The organism is Agrobacterium sp. El2ro-1b, from assembly GCF_048298475.1.
In the GTDB taxonomy this organism is placed as follows: domain Bacteria; phylum Pseudomonadota; class Alphaproteobacteria; order Rhizobiales; family Rhizobiaceae; genus Agrobacterium; species Agrobacterium fabrum.
The window spans coordinates 628,517-649,664 of record NZ_CP103458.1 but is presented as its reverse complement, the minus strand read 5'-3'; the positions used below and the strand labels follow the sequence as shown (position 1 = coordinate 649,664).

The 21,148-nt window shown below is 60.0% G+C and carries 14 protein-coding genes and 1 pseudogene; 9 read left to right on the top strand and 6 right to left on the bottom strand.

From position 1 onward, the window contains the following. Positions 1 to 339: 339 nt before the first annotated feature. A complete protein-coding gene (locus NYR50_RS03210; RefSeq protein WP_418136755.1) occupies positions 340 to 921 on the bottom strand; it encodes a TetR/AcrR family transcriptional regulator in 582 nt (193 codons plus the stop codon). 106 nt (positions 922 to 1,027) lie between these two features. Here NYR50_RS03210 and NYR50_RS03205 point away from each other — a divergent pair, with 106 nt between their 5' ends. Further along, on the top strand, positions 1,028 to 1,897 hold the full coding sequence (locus NYR50_RS03205; protein WP_418136754.1) for a DMT family transporter: 870 nt from the start codon (positions 1,028 to 1,030) through the stop codon (positions 1,895 to 1,897). A gap of 33 nt (positions 1,898 to 1,930) precedes the next feature. Here NYR50_RS03205 and NYR50_RS03200 read toward each other — a convergent pair whose 3' ends face one another. After that, on the bottom strand, positions 1,931 to 2,851 hold the full coding sequence (locus NYR50_RS03200; RefSeq protein WP_418136753.1) for a cation diffusion facilitator family transporter: 921 nt from the start codon (positions 2,849 to 2,851) through the stop codon (positions 1,931 to 1,933). 80 nt (positions 2,852 to 2,931) lie between these two features. Between NYR50_RS03200 and NYR50_RS03195 the strand changes: the two genes are divergently transcribed. After that, positions 2,932 to 3,720 carry an SDR family oxidoreductase gene (locus NYR50_RS03195; protein WP_174008055.1) on the top strand — a complete coding sequence of 263 codons (789 nt, stop codon included), beginning with the start codon at positions 2,932 to 2,934 and terminating at the stop codon, positions 3,718 to 3,720. A 21-nt stretch (positions 3,721 to 3,741) separates the two neighbouring features. Here NYR50_RS03195 and NYR50_RS03190 read toward each other — a convergent pair whose 3' ends face one another. Then, entirely contained in the window at positions 3,742 to 4,719 is a 978-nt protein-coding gene (locus tag NYR50_RS03190; protein ID WP_418136752.1) for a diguanylate cyclase domain-containing protein, read from the bottom strand. Positions 4,720 to 5,133: 414 nt separating this feature from the next. On the opposite strand from NYR50_RS03190, the gene NYR50_RS03185 reads away from it, so the two are divergent. The 3 genes from NYR50_RS03185 to NYR50_RS03175 all read left to right on the top strand — a co-directional run bounded on the left by NYR50_RS03185 (position 5,134) and on the right by NYR50_RS03175 (position 7,731). Beyond that, positions 5,134 to 6,432 (top strand): Hsp70 family protein, encoded by a 1,299-nt coding sequence (locus tag NYR50_RS03185; protein ID WP_092770422.1) that lies wholly within the window; start codon positions 5,134 to 5,136, stop codon positions 6,430 to 6,432. A 43-nt stretch (positions 6,433 to 6,475) separates the two neighbouring features. Further along, positions 6,476 to 7,387: a uracil-DNA glycosylase family protein gene (locus tag NYR50_RS03180; protein ID WP_418136751.1), complete on the top strand. Its 912-nt coding sequence runs from the start codon at positions 6,476 to 6,478 to the stop codon at positions 7,385 to 7,387. A 152-nt stretch (positions 7,388 to 7,539) separates the two neighbouring features. Further along, a complete protein-coding gene (locus NYR50_RS03175; RefSeq protein WP_418136750.1) occupies positions 7,540 to 7,731 on the top strand; it encodes a hypothetical protein in 192 nt (63 codons plus the stop codon). A gap of 295 nt (positions 7,732 to 8,026) precedes the next feature. Here NYR50_RS03175 and NYR50_RS03170 read toward each other — a convergent pair whose 3' ends face one another. Continuing rightward, positions 8,027 to 8,962, bottom strand: coding sequence for a DMT family transporter (locus NYR50_RS03170; protein WP_080809876.1), 936 nt, complete (start codon positions 8,960 to 8,962; stop codon positions 8,027 to 8,029). A gap of 464 nt (positions 8,963 to 9,426) precedes the next feature. Here NYR50_RS03170 and pepN point away from each other — a divergent pair, with 464 nt between their 5' ends. The 3 genes from pepN (at position 9,427) to NYR50_RS03155 (ending at position 15,096) form a co-directional block, all read left to right on the top strand. Next, positions 9,427 to 12,075 (top strand): aminopeptidase N, encoded by a 2,649-nt coding sequence (gene pepN, locus NYR50_RS03165; protein ID WP_418136749.1) that lies wholly within the window; start codon positions 9,427 to 9,429, stop codon positions 12,073 to 12,075. 137 nt (positions 12,076 to 12,212) lie between these two features. Then, complete coding sequence (locus NYR50_RS03160; RefSeq protein WP_418136748.1) at positions 12,213 to 12,533, top strand: carboxymuconolactone decarboxylase family protein; 321 nt, start codon at positions 12,213 to 12,215, stop codon at positions 12,531 to 12,533. 226 nt (positions 12,534 to 12,759) lie between these two features. Continuing rightward, entirely contained in the window at positions 12,760 to 15,096 is a 2,337-nt protein-coding gene (locus tag NYR50_RS03155; protein WP_174008039.1) for a PAS domain-containing sensor histidine kinase, read from the top strand. Positions 15,097 to 15,315: 219 nt separating this feature from the next. Here NYR50_RS03155 and NYR50_RS03150 read toward each other — a convergent pair whose 3' ends face one another. Beyond that, on the bottom strand, positions 15,316 to 18,282 hold the full coding sequence (locus NYR50_RS03150; RefSeq protein WP_418136747.1) for a bifunctional [glutamine synthetase] adenylyltransferase/[glutamine synthetase]-adenylyl-L-tyrosine phosphorylase: 2,967 nt from the start codon (positions 18,280 to 18,282) through the stop codon (positions 15,316 to 15,318). 221 nt (positions 18,283 to 18,503) lie between these two features. On the opposite strand from NYR50_RS03150, the pseudogene NYR50_RS03145 reads away from it, so the two are divergent. Beyond that, positions 18,504 to 19,350, top strand: a pseudogene (locus NYR50_RS03145) (MipA/OmpV family protein). A gap of 77 nt (positions 19,351 to 19,427) precedes the next feature. On the opposite strand, the gene NYR50_RS03140 reads toward NYR50_RS03145, so the two are convergent. Next, positions 19,428 to 21,140 carry a DUF4166 domain-containing protein gene (locus NYR50_RS03140; protein ID WP_418136746.1) on the bottom strand — a complete coding sequence of 571 codons (1,713 nt, stop codon included), beginning with the start codon at positions 21,138 to 21,140 and terminating at the stop codon, positions 19,428 to 19,430. Positions 21,141 to 21,148 lie beyond the last annotated feature (8 nt).

Sequence of the window (21,148 nt, the reverse complement as noted above, 5' to 3'; positions counted from 1 at the left end):
AGATCGCCGGTCCCATCCGGCTGTTGTTATCGTCTTTCGTACCACCGGGTCGCACCGCCTGCGCCAGACAAAAAGCCCATCCGCGACACCGCAGCGATCGGCATCTGTCTTCGCAAAGCGAGACGCCTTTGTCGAGCGTCTATAATGCCAAATCAGGTCGTGCGCCAGTCAATTGTCAGACAACCTGATGAATACGGATTACTTTTACGTGCACGTAACAAAAAGAATAGGCTCCGCCCCTTCGGCCGTCAAGTATGATTGGTTTAACGTCTCGAAACGAGAGATCGCAAAAGCATGTTTTCGATCCTTGAGTTAGGCACCGTCTTGAATAATGTCAGCCTATCGCCCGTCTTCAGAAACCACGCGGTCATTGTGTTGCATGTTCGCTATCAGCCTTTGTAAGCCTTTGATTCTAAACCGGGTGAAAGCGGCTATATCGCCCGTGGCTTTCACGCGAATAAGCGCACCCTCGTAAGCCTCGATGATACAAGCGCAAAGATCCGAAACATCCTCATCGTCGGCAACATCGTCTTCATATTGGGCTTGGGTGAGCAGTTCGCGAATACTCGTCTCCCATCGCCCGAATGAAATAGCAAGCGCGCCCCGAACCAGAGCGCTACGGCCGGCGGAAGTCTGCGCAATGACGCCGTAAAGGCACCCTGCATAAGGCCCGTCTTGCTTAAGCTCCAGTTCCAGCGTTTCAAAATATACCGATAGGCGCTGCAACGCGCGCAACGATGTATCCGAAAAAAGTCGCTCCCTGATATGCGCATACTTTTGCTCGTAGGCCTCGATGACCGCCACCACGAAGTCGTCCTTGCTCGCAAAGAAGTAATAGAACGACCCTTTTGGGACATCCACTTCCTTCAGGATCGGGCCGATCCCCACGCCCTCATACCCGTGAGCGAGCAGCTGGCGCATTCCCTCCGAAATGAGACGCGTGCGCGTCGCAGATTGACCACTCATAATTAGACCGATCGTCTACATTGCTGATTATACATACTTCCCTCCTTGGAGCGATGCCTATATGAGTCTAGCACATGAACGTTCTAGTGGCATATATCTTGTAGCAGCCTCGGCAGTTTTATGGAGCACGGCTGGGCTTTTCGTCCGAATGGCGGATATGGATATGTGGTCGATGGTGGCGTGGCGTTCTGCCTTCACCTTTTTGGCTCTCGGGGCGTTTTTTCTGCTTCGAAATAGATTTGCCAGACAACGGTCGTCGATGTCATTCGGTTTCCCCGGCGTTGCCGGATGCTTGGTGTCTGCGATCGCGGCGATTACATATATCGCGTCCCTGCGATGGACGACCGTCGCCAACGTGATGACGATCTATGCGACACTCCCATTTATAGTGGCCGGCATCGCATTTGTGTGCTTGCGGGATCGGGTTACCTACCGTTTCGTCATCGCTGGCTGCGTGGCTTTCGTCGGAGTATTGATTTCGGTTGGCGCGGCAGTATCGCACCAGGACATGCTCGGTATCTTTGCCGCCTTCATCATGACCACGGGATGCTCCACGCAAATCGTTATCGCGAAGCGCTTTCCGGACATGGACACCACCCTGATGACCGCTCTTGCAGCCCTGATCTGCATTTGCGTCGCGCTGCCGCTGATGCAATTTGAGATACCCGCTGCGACGCAGATCATCGCCTGCGCACTTTACGGCGTCCTCACCACGGCATTCGGCTATATATTCCTGCTCCAAGGATCCCGGCGTATAAACGCCGGCGAGGCCGGATTAATTTCCATGCTGGATGTTATTCTCGGACCAGTATGGGTCTGGCTATTTTACAATGAAGTCATATCGCCCATCGTCCTGACGGGAGGCGGCATCGTGATAATGTCTGTAGCGTGGTATTTGGCGGGAGATCGCAGAGCGGCTACAGCACCGTAAATACAGTTCTACTGAGGCTGACGCACGGAGCATTCAAACCGCCCATTCCTCATCCGTCGTGAACACGATCGTCAGCCAGCGGTCACTCCCCTCGCCGCCGAGCGCATTGCCGATCTCGTCGCGGATCGCGTCCCATTCCTCCAGGCGCCGGGGTGGCCAGTTCCTGGGGACGATGAAGAAGAGTTCGATCTGCCGGCCGCGGCCGACGCGGGCGACATAGGAATAATGCGAGGAAAAGCCGAATTTTTCCACGGTTTCCGCGACCACCCGGTCCACATGCTGCTTGAATTCCAGCGGGGTGACCAGAAGAATGTCGGCGAGCGCCTGTTTCACATTGCCGAGCGGCATGGGAATGATGACGAGGCAGACCAGCGCCAGCACGGCCGGGTCGATATAGGGTGAAAGCCACGCCTGCGATGTTCCCGTCAGCCCGTAGCCGATGGCGAAGGCGACGAACAGCGCAATGCTCAAGAGCGCGCTCATCAGCCAGCTTTTGGCGTCCAGCGAAACGAAGGCGGATTTCAGCCTGCGGTTCTGCCGTTTGACGAACCATGCCATGGCAAGCGAGACGGCGAAACTGAAGAAGGTGACGATGATGGCGTAGTCGAACTCGATCGATCTGCCGCCATCCATCAGGCTGTCGATGGCATTGATCAGCGCATAGATCGCCGCGCCCATCAGAAGCGTGCCGTTAAGACCGAGCACCATCGGCTCCAGGTGCCAGAAGCCCATGGTGAAGCGCTCCGCCAGCCGGCCACCGGGGCGCGGCGCAGCGGAGGCCGCGATCAGCCGCGCCACCAGCAGCGCCAGCACCGTCATGAAGGCGTCGGTGAGCGCATAAACACCATCGAACACCACCGCGAAAGAACCGGAAAACAGGCCGGCGCCAATGCCGAACGCGGCCAGCAGGACCGTGACGGCGATGGAAAACTTCAGCAGGGATTGTTCTGTCATGACGTGTATTTGACCTTCAAAATCGGACGCCACCTTCCTATAAACAGCACATACGGCACTCACAGGACAGGACAAACTCCATGGATTTCGGCATTTCCGGCAAACGCGCCCTCGTTCTCGCCTCCTCTCGCGGCCTTGGGCTGGGCATTGCCACCGCGCTGGCGAAAGAAGGCTCAAACGTTCTTCTGGTTGGCCGAAGCGGTGAAAAGCTGGCGGAAAATTGCAAGGCGATCAATGCGCTCGGCAAGGGCAAGGCCGACTGGGTGTGGGGCGATCTTGCCGATGACAATTTCGTCGCGGCCATGGTTGAAGCCGTCAAGGACAAGCTCGGCGGCATCGATATCCTCGTCAACAATACCGGCGGCCCGACGCCCGGCCTTGCGCAGGAAATGACGGTTGACAAGCTCGACACCTTCTTCCAGTCCATGGTGCTGCGCGTCATCACGCTGACCAACGCTCTGCTGCCGCAGATGAAGGAACAGGGTTTCGGCCGCATCCTCACCGTTGCCTCGTCAGGCGTGTTCGAACCCATCCCCAATCTCGCCCTTTCCAACACGTTGCGCGGCGCGCTTGTTGGCTGGAGCAAGACGCTGTCCTCCGAAGTGGCCCCCTTCGGCATCACCTCCAACCTGCTGCTGCCCGGCCGCATCCACACAGACCGCATCGACGAGCTGGATGGCGCCAATGCCAAGCGTCTCGGCAAAAGCGTCGAGGAAATCCGTGAAGCTTCGGTCAAGAGCATTCCGGCCGGTCGCCTCGGCACCGTGGAAGAATTTGCCGCCGCGGGCGCTTTCCTCTGCTCGGTGCCGGCGAGCTATATTACCGGCACGATGCTGCGGGTGGATGGCGGTGCGGCGAAGTCGAATTAAAGGCTTCCGCCTCAAGGCCAATCAAGGAACCGTTCCGTAGATCACGTAACGGTTTCGCCCCGTATTCTTGGCTTCATAAAGCGCGGTATCGGCGTGGCGCAGCACGTCGCTGGCGCTTTCGCCGGGATTGGCATAGGCGATGCCGGCGGAGCAACTGTAACGGAAATCCGGCCTGTCCCCAAAAGGCGAAGCCTGCGCCAGCGATGACAAAAGCTGCCGCATCAGACTATCGGCGCTGTGCATCCGCGACCCGCTGAGGACCAGCAGAAACTCTTCGCCGCCGATCCTGCCGAGAAGATCATCACGGCCGGCGGTGGCGGAAAGGCGGGCCGCAAAATCTTTCAGCACGAGATCGCCATAGGCATGGCCGAAGCGGTCGTTGACACTCTTGAAGTGGTCGATATCCATGATGATGACGGCGAGCGCCTGCGCCTTGTTCGGACCCAGCAGATGGTTGAGTGTATCCATCGCATAACGGCGGTTTCCAAGTCCGGTCAGTTCGTCACTCAGCGCGGATTTGAGCGCCCGGTCCCGCTCCTGGCGCAGATCGCGCAATTCGATGCCGAGTTCAGACACGTCGGTGATGACGCACAGCATCCAGCCGCCCGGCAACGTCGTTTCGGTCGTCAGCATCCACCGCCCGTCCTTCAGGCTGGTTTCGATGGTGCGAAACGGCAATTTGCCACGCCGCGTCTTTGCCGAGCGCAGCCACAATTCGAAATCCGAAGTCTCTATGCTCGTGCCGGTGGCCGTGCGATAACCGCTGCGCATCATATCCACCCAGCTTGGGAATTCACTCCGTCCTATGCCAAGCGCGGCGCGGAAGGCGCTGTTGGCGAAACGAAGCTCATCATTTCCGTCAAATAGCGCGAAGCCTTGTTGCGACACCTCCATGAGTGTCATGAGCTGGTGGATGAAAACGTCCATATCACCCTGAACGATACCGCTGCGGTCAGGCGTCGCCTCGTCCAATACGTATTGGCTGATCTTGTAGGGCATCGAATTTCCACGGCTACGAAAACGACAGGCGATCAAATAAATTGCGCCAGAAAAACATACAATTATTGAATAAAATATTTATTTCACATAACAAATCAGCATTGTCTTCATGCCTGTTACTTGATGTGCATTACCTTAGCAGCGAATCCCTAAAGTTATTTTCCAAAACTACCGTGTTGTTTCATCATGGAATAATCATTCTGTTTACCATGCGCCGCGACGGTGCCGTCCCTTTTCAAAAACCAAAGACAGGCGGCACAGGGCGCAAAAACAATGGGCGGCGCTTGCCATTCCGTTGGCCTTGTGCAATCAACCGCCCTCCTCTGACATCGGGGTGCCAAGGGCATCCCTTATCTTCACGCCGGGCCGCCCAAGGGCCGGGCGGGTTCTTCTATCGGCACAAGGAATATGGCGATGACGCAAAAGCGGGCTCTCGGCCTCGATTTCGGCACGACCAACACGGTCATGGCTCTTTCCGACACTGGCAGCGCAAGCCATTCCATGCGCTTCACCAGCAGTGCGGGCACGGATGACAGCATGCGCACGGCGCTCTCTTTCATGAAGGATGCCGGCCTGGGTGCCGCCGCCCTGCATGTGGAGGCGGGACAAGCCGCCATCCGGCAATTCATCGACAATGCCGGCGACTGTCGTTTCCTGCAGTCGATCAAGACATTTGCGGCCTCGCCGCTGTTTCAGGGCACGCTGATCTTCGCCAAGCGCCAGAGCTTCGAAGACCTGATGGAGGTGTTCCTGCGCAAGCTGAAGACCTATGCGGGGTCCGAATGGCCGGGTGATGTGTCGACCGTCGTCGCCGGCCGGCCGGTGCGTTTTGCCGGCAGCAATCCGGACGAAACGCTGGCGCTTGCCCGTTACAACGAAGCGCTCACCCGGGCCGGTTTCCCGGAAATCCACTATGTCTACGAGCCGGTGGCGGCCGCCTATTATTTCGCCCAGAGCCTGAAGAAGGACGCCAACGTGCTGGTGGCGGATTTCGGCGGCGGCACGACGGACTATTCGCTGATCCGTTTCGAGACCCATGCCGGCAAGCTTTCCGCCACCCCCATCGGCCATTCCGGCGTCGGCGTGGCGGGCGATCATTTCGACTTCCGCATGATCGACAATCTGGTCTCACCTGAGATCGGCAAAGGCAGCAAGTTCAAAAGCTTCGACAAGGTGCTGGACGTGCCTTCGGGTTATTACGTGAACTTCGGCCGCTGGAACCAGCTGTCGATCTTCAAGACCTCCAAGGAATTCACCGACCTCAAATCGCTGGTCCGCTCGGCGCTGGAGCCGGACAAGCTGGAACTCTTCATCGACCTCGTCGAGCATGATGAAGGTTACCCGCTCTATCAGGCGATTTCCGCCACCAAGATGGCGCTGTCGTCTGCCGAAGAGGCGGAATTCAACTTCTCGCCGCTCGGCAAGGCCGGACGCAAGATGGTGAAACGCAGCGATTTCAACAACTGGATCGCAGACGATCTGGCCAAGATCGAGGGTGCGCTGGACGAGGTTCTGGAGAAGACGAAAGTTGCACCAGAGGCGATCGACAAGGTGTTCCTCACCGGCGGCACCTCCTTCGTGCCGGCGGTGCGGGAGCTTTTCACCCGCCGTTTCGATGCAGACCGGATCGAAAGCGGTGGCGAGCTGCTCTCGATCGCCCATGGTCTCGCCATGATCGGCGAAAGCGGCGATATTCAGCGCTGGACAGCGTGATTAGCGGGTATCGCGAGCGGCGAACATGGGGTAATTTCCACCCATGATCGCCGCCCACGACCTTTCCCCGGCCGAACTTGCCGCCCTCCTGCATTTCCATGCGGATGCGGGCGTGGACTGGATGCTGGAAGAGAACCCGGTCGACCGCTTCGCCGAATTTGCCGCCGCCCGTCCTGCCCGCCCGATGCCCGGACGGGAGCCGGGGCAGGACACTGCCGCACCGGCAAGGCAGGCGCAGAGCCCGGACAATCACCGTGCCGACGCCCCTCAACGGCAAGCGCCAGGCCGGAGCGCTCCGGCGCGCGGTGCACCGGCAACCCCCGCCATCCAGCAAAATGTCGCCATACCGGACGAGCAGGCCGTGTCTGCCGCGCGTTTTGCGGCGGAAAGCGCGCGCTCGCTTGGCGAACTGAAAACCGCGCTTGAGGGTTTCAACGGCTGCAACCTCAAGAACAGCGCGCGCAATACGATTTTCAGCGAGGGCGACCCCGCCTCCGCCATCATGGTCATCGGCCCCATGCCTGACGCCGATGACGACCGCGAGGGCACGCCCTTTGCCGGCAAGACCGGGCTGCTGCTCGAGCGCATGCTGGCGGCCATCGGCCTGAAACGCAGCGCCATCATGATCGGCAATGTCGTGCCGTGGCGGCCGCCCGGCAATCGTCCGCCGACTCAGGCCGAGATGGATATCTGCCGCCCCTTCATCGAGCGCCAGATCGCGCTGGCGGAGCCGAAACACCTGTTGCTTCTCGGCAACTTCACCGCACGTTTCTTCTTTGGCGGCACCGGCACCATCCATACGCTGCGCGGACAGTGGCGTGATGTCGCAGCCGGACACCTGATTCTGCCGGCGCTCGCAAGCCTGCACCCCCAGGAACTGCTCAACGCGCCAGCCAGCAAGTCCTTGGCCTGGCAGGATTTATTGGCTTTTCAGGCAAAGATCACTGAAGGCTGATTGCCTCATTCCTGATCAATGTAAATGAATTATGAAAAAAGCCATGCGCATTACGCATAACAGCGGCGCATTTGGCCGGCTTGCCGAATCCATGCTGCGCTGCGATATACTGGACGTGTCTTGGGAGGAATTCGGTTAAAGGAACCAAGGCAATGACCACACGCTTCCGTCCGGTACATTCCGGCTTTGAAACGCTCCGCCTGGCGGGCCTCGGCCCTCGCTCCAGTCAGGGTTACCATCGTTTCGGCGCAGCCGCAAACGAACAGATGACCGCACGCGCTGCCATGCAGCAGGTCCGCGTGACGCGTCCCTCGGCAGTCTTTGCGGATTTCCGCGAGGGCTGAGAAGCACTCAGACCAGTTTAACACTGGTCCATAGATATGATTGCGCGCTGGCGTCTTTCTTCGGGAAGGCGCCTTTTGCATTTTGTGGAGCTTTTTTTCGCGAGAGGGTTGCGAGGTTTTTGCCCCCCATGCTCTGACGTCATCCTCGGGCTTGACCCGAGGATCTAAGCACCTCAACAAAATCAAAACGTTGGCAGATCCTCGGGACAGGCCCGAGGATGACGCCGAGAGAAGAGAGACCCGTCGTCATCAACTCGATACAATGCGACAAGTGTACCGCGGGGATAAACACCCCTCACCCCTGCGGCGTCGAGGCCTTGCGCGCCGCCCGTCTCGCCAGACCCAGTTGATGCTCACGGAAAATGATGAAGATGCCGGCGAGGATGACGATCGCCGTGCCGACCAGCATGGTGATGGTGGGAATATCTCCGAAGAGGATATAGGAAACCGCGATCCCGAAGACGATGGAACTGTATTCGAACGGCGCGATGACGGAGACTTCGGCGTGGCGATAACTTTCCGTCAGGAAGATTTGCGCGACGCCGCCGCAGATGCCGCTGGTGATCAACAGCATGGCCTGCGTCATCGTCAGCGCGCTCCAGCCGAGGGGCACGCTGATCAGCGACAACAATGTGGCGGTGAGCGAAAAATAGAGCACTATGGTCGGGGTCTTTTCCGTCTCCACCAGCTGCCGCACCTGGATCATCGCCAGCCCGCCGAGTGCCGCGCCGCACAGCACGGCAATGGCGCCCAGCCCCTCGCCCGCAGCAAAGCCGCCTTCCCGCAAAAGTGTCATCTTCGGCCACAGAATGACCAGCACCCCCATCATGCCGACGAAGACTGCGCTCCAGCGATAGATGCGCACCTTCTCCCGTAGGATGAAGGCGGCGAAAACGACGGCAAGCAGCGGTGAAGCATAACCGATGGCGATGAATTCCGGCAGCGGCAGCATGGTCAGCCCGTAAAAACCGCAGACCATCGAAAGAATACCGAGAAAACCGCGCTTGAAATGGCCGAGAAGATTGTTGGTGTGCAGCGCGCTTGCCAGCGCATGCAGCCAGGCGAGATAAACGACAATGGGCAAAATCGCGAAGGCGGAGCGGAAGAAGGTGATCTGACCCGCAGGCACATCGCCCGCGGCCTTGATACAGGTCTGCATGACCAGAAAAAAGCCAACCGAAATCAGCTTCAAGCTGATCCCGCGGAAGGGGCTCATCGGTTCGGCGTTCATTGGCAGTTACTCATATCGGCTGCGCAGACACGCCATCGGGAGGTTTTCATGCGGGGGAGACGACGCGGGGGAATTGGATTGGCGCAAGGCTAGAGCATTCCCTGGCCGCTTTACAACAAAAAATGTTATTTACCCATGAATTCGGTTGATCGGGTCTGCGCGTAAAACGCATCGACCGGCACCTGATCCAAGCTGGCGTGATGAACAAAAAATCAGAGCGCTAGCGACACCGCTAAAATTTGAAGAAAATAAAATATAATTTCAGCAATCGTTCAACATTTGCTGCGATGGTCCTGATGTCCGGCGGCGGGAGGATCGTCTGCAGGGCCGACAAAGCCTTCCATGGCGGGACAGAATGTCCTCCGATGCGCACATGAACGTGACGAATACTCCACCTATTTTACATCCGGGCCTTATGACGACATGATGCCGGGAAGACCACGCCAAGTTATTCAGGGATAGTCATGCGAACAGACACGGGCCAGATCGTTCACCTGGCAGATTACCGCCCCACCGATTTCGTTCTGGAGCGGGTGGATCTCACCTTCGAACTCGACCCCAAGAATACCAAGGTCGAAGCCCGTCTGATCTTTAACCGGCGCGAAGGCGCAGACCAGCAGGCACCGCTGATTCTCGATGGCGACGAGTTGACGCTTTCCAGCCTGCTGCTCGACCAGGTGGAGCTACCCGCCGGCCAATATGAGGCGACGCCCGATAGCCTGACGATCCGCGACCTGCCGACCGAATCTCCCTTCGAGATCTGCGTCACCAATTACATCAACCCGCAGGTCAATACGCAGCTGATGGGGCTTTATCGCACCAATGGCGTCTATTGCACCCAATGCGAGGCGGAAGGCTTCCGCCGCATCACTTATTTCCCTGACCGCCCGGATGTTCTGGCGCCCTATACGGTGACGATCATCGCGGCGAAGGAAGGCAATCCGCTACTGCTTTCGAACGGCAATTTCCTCGGCGGTGGTAATTACGACGAAGGCCGTCACTTCGCGGCCTGGTTCGATCCGCATCCGAAGCCTAGCTATCTCTTCGCACTGGTTGCCGGTGATCTCGGCGTGGTGGAAGACACCTTCACCACCATGTCCGGCCGCGTTGTGGCGCTGAAGATTTACGTCGAACACGGCAAGGAGCCACGCGCGGCCTATGCCATGGATGCGCTGAAACGTTCGATGAAATGGGACGAAGAGCGCTTTGGTCGCGAATACGACCTCGATATCTTCATGATCGTCGCCGTATCCGATTTCAACATGGGCGCGATGGAGAACAAGGGTCTCAACGTCTTCAACGACAAATTCGTGCTCGCCGACCCGGAAACCGCCTCCGACGCGGATTACGCCAATATCGAGCGCATCATCGCGCATGAATATTTCCACAACTGGACGGGTAACCGCATCACCTGCCGCGACTGGTTCCAGCTCTGCCTGAAAGAAGGCCTGACGGTTTATCGCGATCAGGAATTTTCCGCCGACATGCGCTCGCGCCCGGTCAAGCGCATTGCCGATGTGCGCCATCTGAAATCGGAGCAGTTCCCGGAGGATTCCGGCCCGCTGGCGCATCCGCCGCGCCCGGACACCTATCGTGAAATCAACAATTTCTACACAACGACCGTTTATGAAAAGGGCGCCGAAGTCACCCGCATGATCGCCACCATTCTCGGCGCTGACGATTTCAAGAAGGGCATGGACCTCTATTTCGAGCGTCATGATGGCGAAGCGGCAACCGTCGAGGATTTCGTCAAGAGCTTCGCTGACGCCAGCGGCCGCGATCTGTCGCAGTTTTCGCTGTGGTATACGGAAGCTGGCACGCCGCTCGTCTCCGTCTCATGCGCTTATGATGCCGGCAATGCCGCCTTCAAGCTGACGCTGGAACAGACCGTGGCGCCGACGCCCGGCCAGCCGGTAAAACAGCCGCGCCACATTCCGCTATCGCTGGCGCTGATCCTCGATAACGGCCAGATCGCCGAACCGCAGGCCGTCGAAGGCGGCGAATATCGCGATGGTGTGCTGCATCTGACCGAACGCAACCAGACCTTCTCCTTCTCCGGTATTTCCTCGCGGCCGGTGCTGTCGATCAACCGCAGTTTCTCGGCGCCGATCAATCTGGATTTCGAACAGAATGCTGATGATCTGGTGCAGATCGCCCGGCATGAAACCGACATGTTCGCCCGTTTCCAGGCGCTGACCGATCTCGCCCTGCCGGCGCTGATTGCCGCCACCAGGGCGGTGCAGAACGGCCAAGAAATCCGCACGGATGCAGATCTCTCCGCCACGCTTATCGAAATCGTCGGCAACGACGCGCTGGAACCGGCATTCCGGGCGCAGGCGCTGGCCCTGCCGAGCGAAACGGATATCGCCCGCGAACTCGGTGGCAACACCGATCCCGACGCCATCCACAAGGCACGCAATGCCACGATCGCGGCGATTGCCGCGGCCGGCATCGAAACGCTGCGGCGCCTTGCCGATGGTGCTGCTAATGGCGAGGCCTACAGCCCCGATGCCGACAGCGCCGGCCGCCGTTCCCTGCGAAACGGCGCCCTGAGCTTCCTCGCCTTTGCCGAGGGAACGCCGGAGCGGGCGGCGAAGGCCTATGCCGACGCCACCAACATGACCGATCTCGCACATGCGCTGAGTGTCCTGACCCAGCGTTTCCCTGACAGCGCCGAGACGAAGGAAGCCCTTGCCGCCTTCGAAACGCGCTTTGCCGACAATGCGCTCGTTCTCGACAAGTGGTTCTCGTTGCAGGCCGCCATTCCCGGCGACGGTGCGCTTGACCGCATCAAGACGCTGATGAAATCGAAACATTTCATCGCCACCAATCCGAACCGGGTGCGCTCGCTGGTCGGCACGCTCGCCTTCGCCAACCCCACCGGTTTCCACCGTGCCGATGGCGCTGCCTATCGCTTCCTCGCCGAGCAAATCATCGCCATCGACAAGCGCAATCCGCAGCTTGCCGCCCGCATTCTCACCTCCATGCGCTCCTGGCGGTCGCTGGAGGCAAGCCGTGCCGAACACGCGAAAGCCGCGCTTTCGACCATTGCCGAGGCAAAGGGCCTGTCGACGGATGTGAGCGATATTGTCGGACGCATCCTGAAGGGCTGAACATCCGCCGAAGCTGCCCTACCATTCTGATCCATGCCATGACGCCGTCTTGATTTCCATCAAGGCGGCGTCATGCATTGGGCGGCATCATGCTGTGCGAAGGGCCGAAGGCGCCCGCGATCAGAAAGGAATTGCAGATGACGGACATGTCGAGGACCAGCGCTTCGTTTCAGCGCTTCATGACCGATGCCCCGGCCCACAAGGCGGCATGGTTTCAGGCCATTCAGGGTCTCGGTGCGGCCTCCACGCTGGATGTGAAAACGCAGAGCCTGATCTATATCGGCATTCTGGCCGCACTGCGCCTGGAAAGCGGCATCGGTTTTCATGTGATGGAAGCCAAGGCGCGCGGTGCAAGCCGCGAGGATATCATCAGCGCGGTTCTCACCGGCCTCCCCGCCGCCGGCAATGGCGTGATCGGCGCGCTCGGGCCTGCACTGGATGCTTTCGACGGCGTTTAACCACATCCCCGCACCGCCCGGAATTGAGGTGCGGCTCACTGTTTTTCTTCATGAATCCCGCTTTCCCGAAGGCAGGCACAGATTGTCCCGAAAAAATACGGAGTCGGTTCAAGGGGTTAAAATTCTTTTAACTTTTGCCTCTGGACACGGCGAATCGCATTTGATTCATTAGGGATATTCGAGCGGCGGCGCTTCGAATCAGTGGGGACTTCTAAAAGGCGGGACAATGACGAACGTGCGGCGGGCGACTGCGGGCGATGAGCGGCCGTATGCCAAATTTTCTGATCTTGCGGCCTGGGGCGAAAGGCTTTCCAGCGACCTGATGGGTTTGATGAATGGCTCCGACCGCCCGATGCCGCAGGTCGAGACCCTGCTGAAACGCCTGATCCCCATTCTCATCCTCGCCTTCCTTGTCGTCGTCGCGGCCTCGCGCATGCTGGGCATCACCGCAGAATATGGCCGCATGGAAGAAGCCGCCCGCCACTCCACCGCGCTGACGGCGCTCACCGCCAAGGCAGCGCTTCTCAACAATGATACGATCTTTACCGCGCAGGATCGCACCCGCGCCGAGGCGAGCCTTGTCGCCGCCTTGCCGTCGGGCAGTCTTGCCGATGGCACCATGGTGCTGCTCTCCGGCAGCAATGGCCGCATCTTCGCGGGCGCCGGCAAGGAAGCCTCGCTTTATGTCGGCACCTCGCTGCCGGCCCTGCTTCCCGAAATCGCCATCGTGCAGCGTTTCCCCGGTGCGCCCGGCACCATCGAGACCAATATAGACGGCCAGCAGCACTATGCGACGATGATCCCCTTTGGCGATGACGGCGCGATGGTGATCGCGGCACGCTCGCTGCAGCCTATTCGCTCATTCTGGCGCAGCGAAATCGCCATGAACGTGACGCTGTTTGCCGGCATCTCCTCCATCCTGCTCGTCGTGCTCTATGCCTATTACATGCAGGTGAAGCGCGCCCGCGATGCCGACGACATCTTCGCCGAATCGAACCTGCGGGTCGAGACGGCGCTCTCGCGCGGTCGCTGCGGTCTGTGGGATTTCGATCTTTCCAGCCGACGCATGTTCTGGTCCGGTTCGCTCTACGAAATTCTTGGGCTGCCGCCGAAGGCCGCACCACTTTCCTTTTCCGATGCGGCCCGGATGATGCATTCCGAAGACGGCAACCTCTATGAACTGGCACGCGCCGTCGGCTGCGGTAACCTGCGCCAGATCGACCAGATTTTTCGCATGCGTCATTCCAAAGGGCACTATGTCTGGCTGCGGGCCCGCGCCCAGGTGATCCGCACCAATAACGGTCCACGCGTCATCGGCATCGCCATGGATGTCACCGAACAGCACCGTCTTGCACAACGTTATGCCGAAGCCGACCAGCGCCTTGCCGACGCCATCGAATCCACCTCGGAAGCCTTCGTGCTGTGGGACAAGAACGATCGCCTCGTGATGTGCAATATCCATTACCAGAAGGCCTATGGCCTGCCTGATAGTGTGCTGGTGGCCGGCACCGAAAAGAGCACGGTCCATGCCGCCGCCGCCCGCCCGGTCGTGGAACGGCGCGTTGCCGATCCGGATCAGTCCGGCCTGTCGCGCACCACGGAAGTGCAGCTTGCCGATGACCGCTGGCTGCAGATCAACGAACGCCGCACCCGCGATGGCGGCCTCGTCTCGGTCGGCACCGACATCACGCTTCTGAAGCGCCATCAGGAACGCCTGCGCGATTCCGAGCGCCGTCTGATGGCTACCATCGGCGATCTCTCCGCCTCACAGCACAAGCTGGAGCGGCAGAAGACCGAGCTTTCCGACGCCAACGCCAATTATCTTGCCGAAAAAGAGCGCGCCCAGGCCGCCAACCGGGCGAAATCGGAATTCCTCGCCAATATGAGCCATGAGCTGCGCACGCCGCTCAACGCCATTCTCGGCTTTTCCGAAATCCTGCAAAACGAGATGTTCGGGCCGGTCGGCTCGCCGAAATATTCGGAATATGCCCGCGACATCCATGACAGCGGCAAACACCTCTTGAACGTCATCAACGACATTCTCGATATGTCGAAGATTGAGGCGGGCCATATGCGCATCAACCGTGAGACCATCGATCTCGCACCGCTGATCGAGGAAACCCTGCGGCTGACCGCCATTCAGGCCGAGCAGAAGAACATCACCGTGCAGCAGAAGGTCTGCGCCGGTCTAACGATGCAGGGCGACCGCCGGGCCATGAAGCAGATCATGCTCAACATTCTTTCAAACGCCGTGAAATTCACCGGCGATGGCGGCCGCATCGCGCTGCGCACCCATGTGCATGAGGCAGCGATGATCCTCACCATCGCCGATACCGGCATTGGCATTCCGGCGCAGGCCTTGCAAAAGATCGGTCAGCCCTTTGAACAGGTGCAGAGCCAATATGCCAAGAGCCAGGGCGGCTCCGGCCTCGGACTCGCGATTTCCCGCTCGCTGGTGAAGCTGCATGGCGGTACGATGAAAATCCGCTCGTGTGAGGGCCGCGGTACGGTGGTGACGATCATCATTCCGCATGCGGCGGGGGTGTGTGGGACGGTGCATTGAAGGTTGGTGGGCGTGGTTTGCGCACCTTTGCGTTGGCGAGTGCTGTTTACCCCCCTCTGCCCTGCCGGGCATCTCCCCCTCAGGGGGGAGATCGACATGGGGCGGCCTCTCGGCCATCTCTTACGTTGCGAATGGGTGAGCGCTAGCCTCTAGCTAATCTCCCCCCTTGAGGGGGAGATGCCCGGCAGGGCAGAGGGGGGTGAAGCGGCACCCGCCGAGCTACCCGCCATTCTTCACCACCGCCACAAACGCCTTCCGCACCGCCTTCGACAACCGCTTCACCTCTCCCTCGAGCGTCGGGATATCAGGGCAATCCCCGGCCCGGCACACAAGATCGATCAATCCGGCCGGCGCTTCCTTCGGATTGAAGGCGCCATCGATGCACAGCCGCACGATCTGCGAGATTTCCGTGTAGAGCCCCATCGCCGCCATGCAGTCGTCGAAGGCTTGGCTCTCCATCACGGGTGCGGCGAGCGCCTGCAGCGCTTCCGCCGTGTTGCGGCCCGGTTCGTGCACAGCAAGGCCCTTTACCGGCCCGATCAGCGTCAGATATTGGGCGATGAATTCGAGGTCGATCAGCCCGCCATTGATGAGCTTGAAATCCCAGTTGTTTTCCGGCGGTTTTTCCTGCTCGATGAGGCTGCGCATGTCCAGCACGTCTGTGGAAACCTTGGCCACATCTCGCTTTTGCGAAAGGATGGAGGCGATGATGCTGCGGGCATCCTCCATCAGCGAAGCATCGCCGCAAATGAGGCGCGCGCGGGAGAGCGCCATGTGCTCCCAGGTCCAGGCTTCCTCCCGCTGGTATTTCTCGAAAGCGGAAATGCGGGTCGCCACCGGGCCTTTATTGCCGGAGGGGCGCAGCCGCATGTCGACCTCGTAGAGCACGCCTTCCGCCGTCGGGGCCGACAGGGCGGCGATCAGCCGCTGGGTGACGCGGGTGAAATAACGCACCACATCAAGCGGTTTGGCGCCGGTGGATTCCTGGGCGGTGTCGTCATAATCGTAAAGCAGAATGAGATCGACATCCGACCCCGCTGTCAGCTCGAAGGAGCCGAGCTTGCCCATGCCCATGACGGCCACGCGACCGCCGGGATAAGGCCCATGTGCCGCCTCCATTTCCGAAAGCACCGCATTCAGCGCCGCCTCGATCACCAGGTCTGCGAGGTGGGTGAAGGCGCGGGCGGCGACCTCGCCGCGAATAGCGCCGGTCAGCAGCCGGACACCGATGAGGAACCGCTGTTCGGCGGCAAAGATGCGCAGCCGGTCGAGAATATCCTCGTAATGGCGGGCGTTGGAGAGGAAATTGCCCATGCGGTGGGCGAGATAATCGCGGGTCGGCACGTCGCTCATCAGCGCCGGGTCGAGCATGCCATCAAACACATGCGGGCGGGCGGCGATGATTTCCGCAAGACGCGGGGCCGAAGACATGATCGTCACCAGCAGCGACAGGAGTGCGGAATTATTGCCGAGCAGCGAGAAAAGCTGGATGCCCGCCGGCAGGCCCGAAAGGAAATTGTCGAAGCGCAGCAGCGCCTCATCCGCCCGCTTGCTTTCGCCGAAAGCCCTGAGCAGATCGGGCGTCAGCTCCGTCAGCCGCTCACGCGCCTCGACCGACTGTGTCGCCCGGTAACGGCCATTGTGCCAGGTGCGGATGACGCGGGAAATATCCTCTGGCCGTTGAAAACCAAGCGTGGAGAGCGTTTTCAGCGTATCGGGATCGTCCTTCTGCCCTGTGAAAACCAGATTGCCGGCCTCTCCGGAAAGTTTCGTTTCCTGCTCGAACAGCGCCGAATAACGCCGCTCCACCAACCGCAGCACCTCTTCCAGCTTTTCCGAAAAGGCCTTGGTGTCCTCGAAACCGAGCATGAAGGCGATGCGCTTCAATTCGGCCTCGGTATCCGGCAGCACATGGGTCTGCTCGTCGCGCACCATCTGGATGCGGTGCTCCACCTCGCGCAGGAACCAGTAGGCTTCCGTCAGGCTGTCACGTGTTTCGGCGTCGATCCATTTCGCCTCGGTCAGCGCTGCCAGCGCCTCCTCGGTCGCGCGCACGCGCAGCGGCGGCATGCGGCCGCCGGCGATAAGCTGCTGCGTCTGCGCGAAGAACTCAATCTCGCGGATGCCGCCGCGCCCGAGTTTGACATTGTGGCCCTTCACCGCAATGGCGCCATGGCCCTTATGCGCATGGATCTGCCGCTTGATGGAGTGAATATCGGCAATCGCCGCATAATCGAGATATTTGCGGAAGATGAAGGGTGTCAGCTCGCGCAGGAAGTTCCCGCCCGCCTTGATATCGCCGGCAACCGGCCGCGCCTTGATATAAGCGGCACGTTCCCAGTTCTGGCCCCTGCCCTCGTAATAAAGCAGCGCCGCCTCCACGGGGATCGCGAGCGGCGTTGAGCCGGGGTCTGGCCGAAGCCGGAGATCAGTGCGGAAGACGTAACCATCGGCGGTGCGCTCCTGCATGATGCGCACGAGGCGGCGCATCATGCGGCCGAAATTCTCGGTCGCATCATAGGGATCGTCGATGATGCCGGCCGAAGGCTCGAAAAACACGACGGCATCGATATCGGAGGAATAGTTGAGCTCGCGCGCGCCAAGCTTGCCCATGCCGAGCACGATCAGGCCGGAACCCTCGCTGGGTGCTGCAACATTCTTCAGCTTCAGCTTGCCGCTTTCATGGGCGGAGAGCAGCAGGTGGTCGATGGCGGCAGAGAGCGATGCATCCGCCATGTCGCTCAGCCAGCGCGTCGTATCGCGGGCGGTGAAGATGCGGGCGAGATCGGCAAGGGCCGCAACGAAGGAAAGCCGCCGCTTGGCGATTCTAAGCCGTGACATCACCTCGTTTTCGACGGGTATGGCGCCCTCGGTGGGCTTCCAGCAATCGCGAGCGTCACGGACCAGATCAGTCAGCAGCGGCTCCAGCGGTTTCGAAATCGCCAGCGTCAGAAGCCCCTCATCTGCCGCCGCCATGTCGCGCAAATAGGGCGACAGGGTAAAAGCGGCAGCGATGAAATCCTTTAGCGGGCTTTCGCCGGCCAGCAGCGTGGCCACCGCCGGCTCGGCCTTGCCGATGTCCTTCAGCGTCGAAAGAACGGATTTCAGTTCCGTCTGCGTATAGGGGCGGATCACGCCCGGCAGAACCTCGCTCAGCCGCCTTTCGACGGTTTCCCGTTTCGTCACTGTCTCTCTCCCTCTTCCGCCCGTCCTGCCAAAGCCTGCCGGCGCGCCTCTCTGGCGTTGTAACAAATGCCGCGCGCTTTGCGACCAGAAAACCGCCGACGGCGATGTTTTACCAGGCCCGTGACCGCGTAGTGTCTCCGCAATTGTGCCCGCGTAGCGTCATCCTCAACGAAACCCGACTCCCCCGGTTTCCGAGGCCTGGTGCTGCAACGAATAGGATCATGAAGAAGATTTTTAAGATGATATTTCAAAAAAACTGCGCGCTGCGGCGCTCTGCCTTGCCGCCCTGCCGATTGTCGGGGCGCTCCATGCCCCGGCCTTTGCCGCCAATATCGGCAAATCGGACCGCATGACTGATCCGGGCACGGGTTTCGACAATGCCCGCTACAGCAAGTCCAGTGAGTGGAAAATCACGCTCGGCGTCGGCGCGGCCTACGCCCCGAAATATAAAGGTTCGGACAAGCTGGAAGTGGGCGCCGTCCCGCTTATCTCCGTCAATTACGGGGACGTCTTCACCGCAGATTTCAGCGGCGCCACCGTCAACCTCCTGAACCAGAACGGTTTCAGGCTTGGCATCAAGGGGGGCTGGGAAGGTGGCCGCAAGGAAAAGGATGACCGGAAGAACCTGCGCGGTCTGGGCGACATCAAGGCCGGCGGCGTCGTCGGCGGCGTCATCGCCTATAGTGTCGAGCCCTTCGAAATCTACGCCAAGGTGGACAAAACTATTGGAGGTAGCGAAGGCCTGACCGCAACCATCGGCGCAAGCGTTTCGCAAAAGGTCGACCAGTTCATCCTCGGCGCCGACCTCTCCGCCACCTGGGCCGATGACAAACATATGAAATCCTATTTTGGCGTGACTTCGGCGCAATCTGCCCGCTCTGGCCTTCGCCGCTATGACGCCAAGGCCGGCTTCAAGCGCATCGATGCCAGTCTTACATGATGACCGAAAACTGGTCGGTGACGGGGATGGGTGGTGCCGGCTTCCTGATTGGCGACGCCAAGGACAGCCCGCTGACCAAGAAAGACATCCAGCCCTTCGCCATGATCGGCATGTCCTACACGTTCTGAGCGGCAAAATCGGGCCATGCACCGCCAGTCGTGTCGCTTGATGCCTTGAGGAAGCGTCCCTGTCCCCTACGCACCCCTCAACCCAGTGAAGCGCTACACGGCGCTTCACTGGGACCGCTACGCCCGATGGAAGCGGCAGCCGGTTCAAGATTGCCCTTGTAAGCAACGAGGAGACCGACGAAGGGCAAGGAAATTTCAACGTCGAAGCAGAAACGACCGTTCGTTTCGGCCTCGAAGCTCACGCCCTGGGGCAGAAGAAAGCCGGGCAAAGGCACACCCAGAAGTCGCCATTGCCGGGGCACGAGAGCCAGCCGGCCGCCATCGATCACCAGCGCCAAGGCGACGGTGACGAAACCGAAGCGCTCCGCCAGCAGATATTGATCCTTGCCCGTTCCTGCCGAAAGCATGGACGAGAAGCGTCTGCCGCCGAAATTCCGTATCCAGCGCTCCGTCCCGTTTTCCGGTGTGAAGGCGACGCTCACCGGCACCCGTTTCCCCGCCGGCGGAAAGCGGAGAACCGCGGAAATCATGCGCGCCAGCACGCCTTTTCCGCGTCGTATGTCTGCAACGCCGCGCCACTCTCGCGCTTCATTGCTGTCGTGCAACTCCCGCACAAGCGGCGGCAAATCATCGAAGGCCGGGCCGAGAAGCCTGCGGAACAACGGCGCACCGGGTTCTTCTCTGCGAAACCCCGTGAAGATGGTTCTGCTTTGAAAGAGCCGGTCGTAATCCGTCAGTTCCAGTGCCCCAGTGCCGGCGCGTGCGCCGGGCTGCGGCGGCTCACCATTCAGCATCTTGCAGATAACGGCCTCGATCGCCATGGAGGGAATGTAGGGGCCGTCATCGCCTTCGGCCAGCAGATGCCAGCTCATCTCCACCGGCGTGCCCGATGCCCTGCCCTTTGCGCGAACGAACATGCCGCCGCGATGTTCGCCAAACCGCATGCGGTTCAGCATGGCATGAAAGAGCGGTGACTGCGGCGCGAAGGAAGGAAGGCCGAACCGCGCCCGAACTTTCGCGAGAAGATTCAATATGCGGTGCAGAAATTCCGGAACCGGACCGGCACCCATCCATAGATCCGTCATCGACGGATGTTCGGGCGGGATCACCTGCAGATCCGGCACATCGACCAGCGAAAAATGAATATTGCGCAGCGGCAGCCTGCCGGGCACGGCCACGGTGAAACGCATGCTTTCCGCCAGACCGATGCCGTGCGCCAGCCTGCCATGCCGCCAGAGCTTGATTGGCGCACCGGCATAACCCACGACCGCACGCATGACGTTGAGACCGATCCCGGCATAGGGGGATGGCGCAATGCCGCCCTCGACGGTGGCGATCTCCATGGTTTTTGCCATCTCGCGCAGCACAGCCGCCGTCAGGACGGGGAAACTGCTGACGCCGGACAGTACAAAAATACCGGCGGCTTTGGCTCGCGTGTCGAACCGGCTCACCCCGAAAACGAAATCGGCGGCATCGGCAAAATCGAGATAATCGGTTCCAGCTTCTATGCAGGCCTCGATCACGGCGTAACAGGCGTCGCCGTAATTCTGGAACGGCCCGGAGGCATCGACCACGAGATCGGGTTTGTAGATGCGCAAGGCCTCGGCGATATCGCGGCGATCAAGCATCAGGGGACGTAAATGCGCCTCTCCGTGCCATCCAGCGCAAAAGGCCTGCGCCCGTGCAAGGCTGCGACCGCAGACAAGAATTTCAACGCTGGAAATATCGGCAAGCAATTCCGTCAAACGGCCGCCGAACACGCCATAACCACCAAGGATCAATATTTTCATCGTGTCGC

Excerpts from the sequence above, each read along its gene's own strand:
- NYR50_RS03210 (WP_418136755.1), bottom strand. The coding sequence starts at position 921 with ATGCGCCAGCTGCTCGCTCACGGGTATGAGGGCGTGGGGATCGGCCCG.
- NYR50_RS03170 (WP_080809876.1), bottom strand. The coding sequence starts at position 8,962 with ATGAACGCCGAACCGATGAGCCCCTTCCGCGGGATCAGCTTGAAGCTG.
- NYR50_RS03200 (WP_418136753.1), bottom strand. The coding sequence starts at position 2,851 with ATGACAGAACAATCCCTGCTGAAGTTTTCCATCGCCGTCACGGTCCTG.
- NYR50_RS03205 (WP_418136754.1), top strand. The coding sequence starts at position 1,028 with ATGAGTCTAGCACATGAACGTTCTAGTGGCATATATCTTGTAGCAGCC.
- NYR50_RS03180 (WP_418136751.1), top strand. The coding sequence starts at position 6,476 with ATGATCGCCGCCCACGACCTTTCCCCGGCCGAACTTGCCGCCCTCCTG.
- NYR50_RS03175 (WP_418136750.1), top strand. The coding sequence starts at position 7,540 with ATGACCACACGCTTCCGTCCGGTACATTCCGGCTTTGAAACGCTCCGC.
- NYR50_RS03195 (WP_174008055.1), top strand. The coding sequence starts at position 2,932 with ATGGATTTCGGCATTTCCGGCAAACGCGCCCTCGTTCTCGCCTCCTCT.
- pepN (WP_418136749.1), top strand. The coding sequence starts at position 9,427 with ATGCGAACAGACACGGGCCAGATCGTTCACCTGGCAGATTACCGCCCC.
- NYR50_RS03190 (WP_418136752.1), bottom strand. The coding sequence starts at position 4,719 with ATGCCCTACAAGATCAGCCAATACGTATTGGACGAGGCGACGCCTGAC.
- NYR50_RS03140 (WP_418136746.1), bottom strand. The coding sequence starts at position 21,140 with ATGAAAATATTGATCCTTGGTGGTTATGGCGTGTTCGGCGGCCGTTTG.
- NYR50_RS03160 (WP_418136748.1), top strand. The coding sequence starts at position 12,213 with ATGACGGACATGTCGAGGACCAGCGCTTCGTTTCAGCGCTTCATGACC.
- NYR50_RS03155 (WP_174008039.1), top strand. The coding sequence starts at position 12,760 with ATGACGAACGTGCGGCGGGCGACTGCGGGCGATGAGCGGCCGTATGCC.
- NYR50_RS03185 (WP_092770422.1), top strand. The coding sequence starts at position 5,134 with ATGACGCAAAAGCGGGCTCTCGGCCTCGATTTCGGCACGACCAACACG.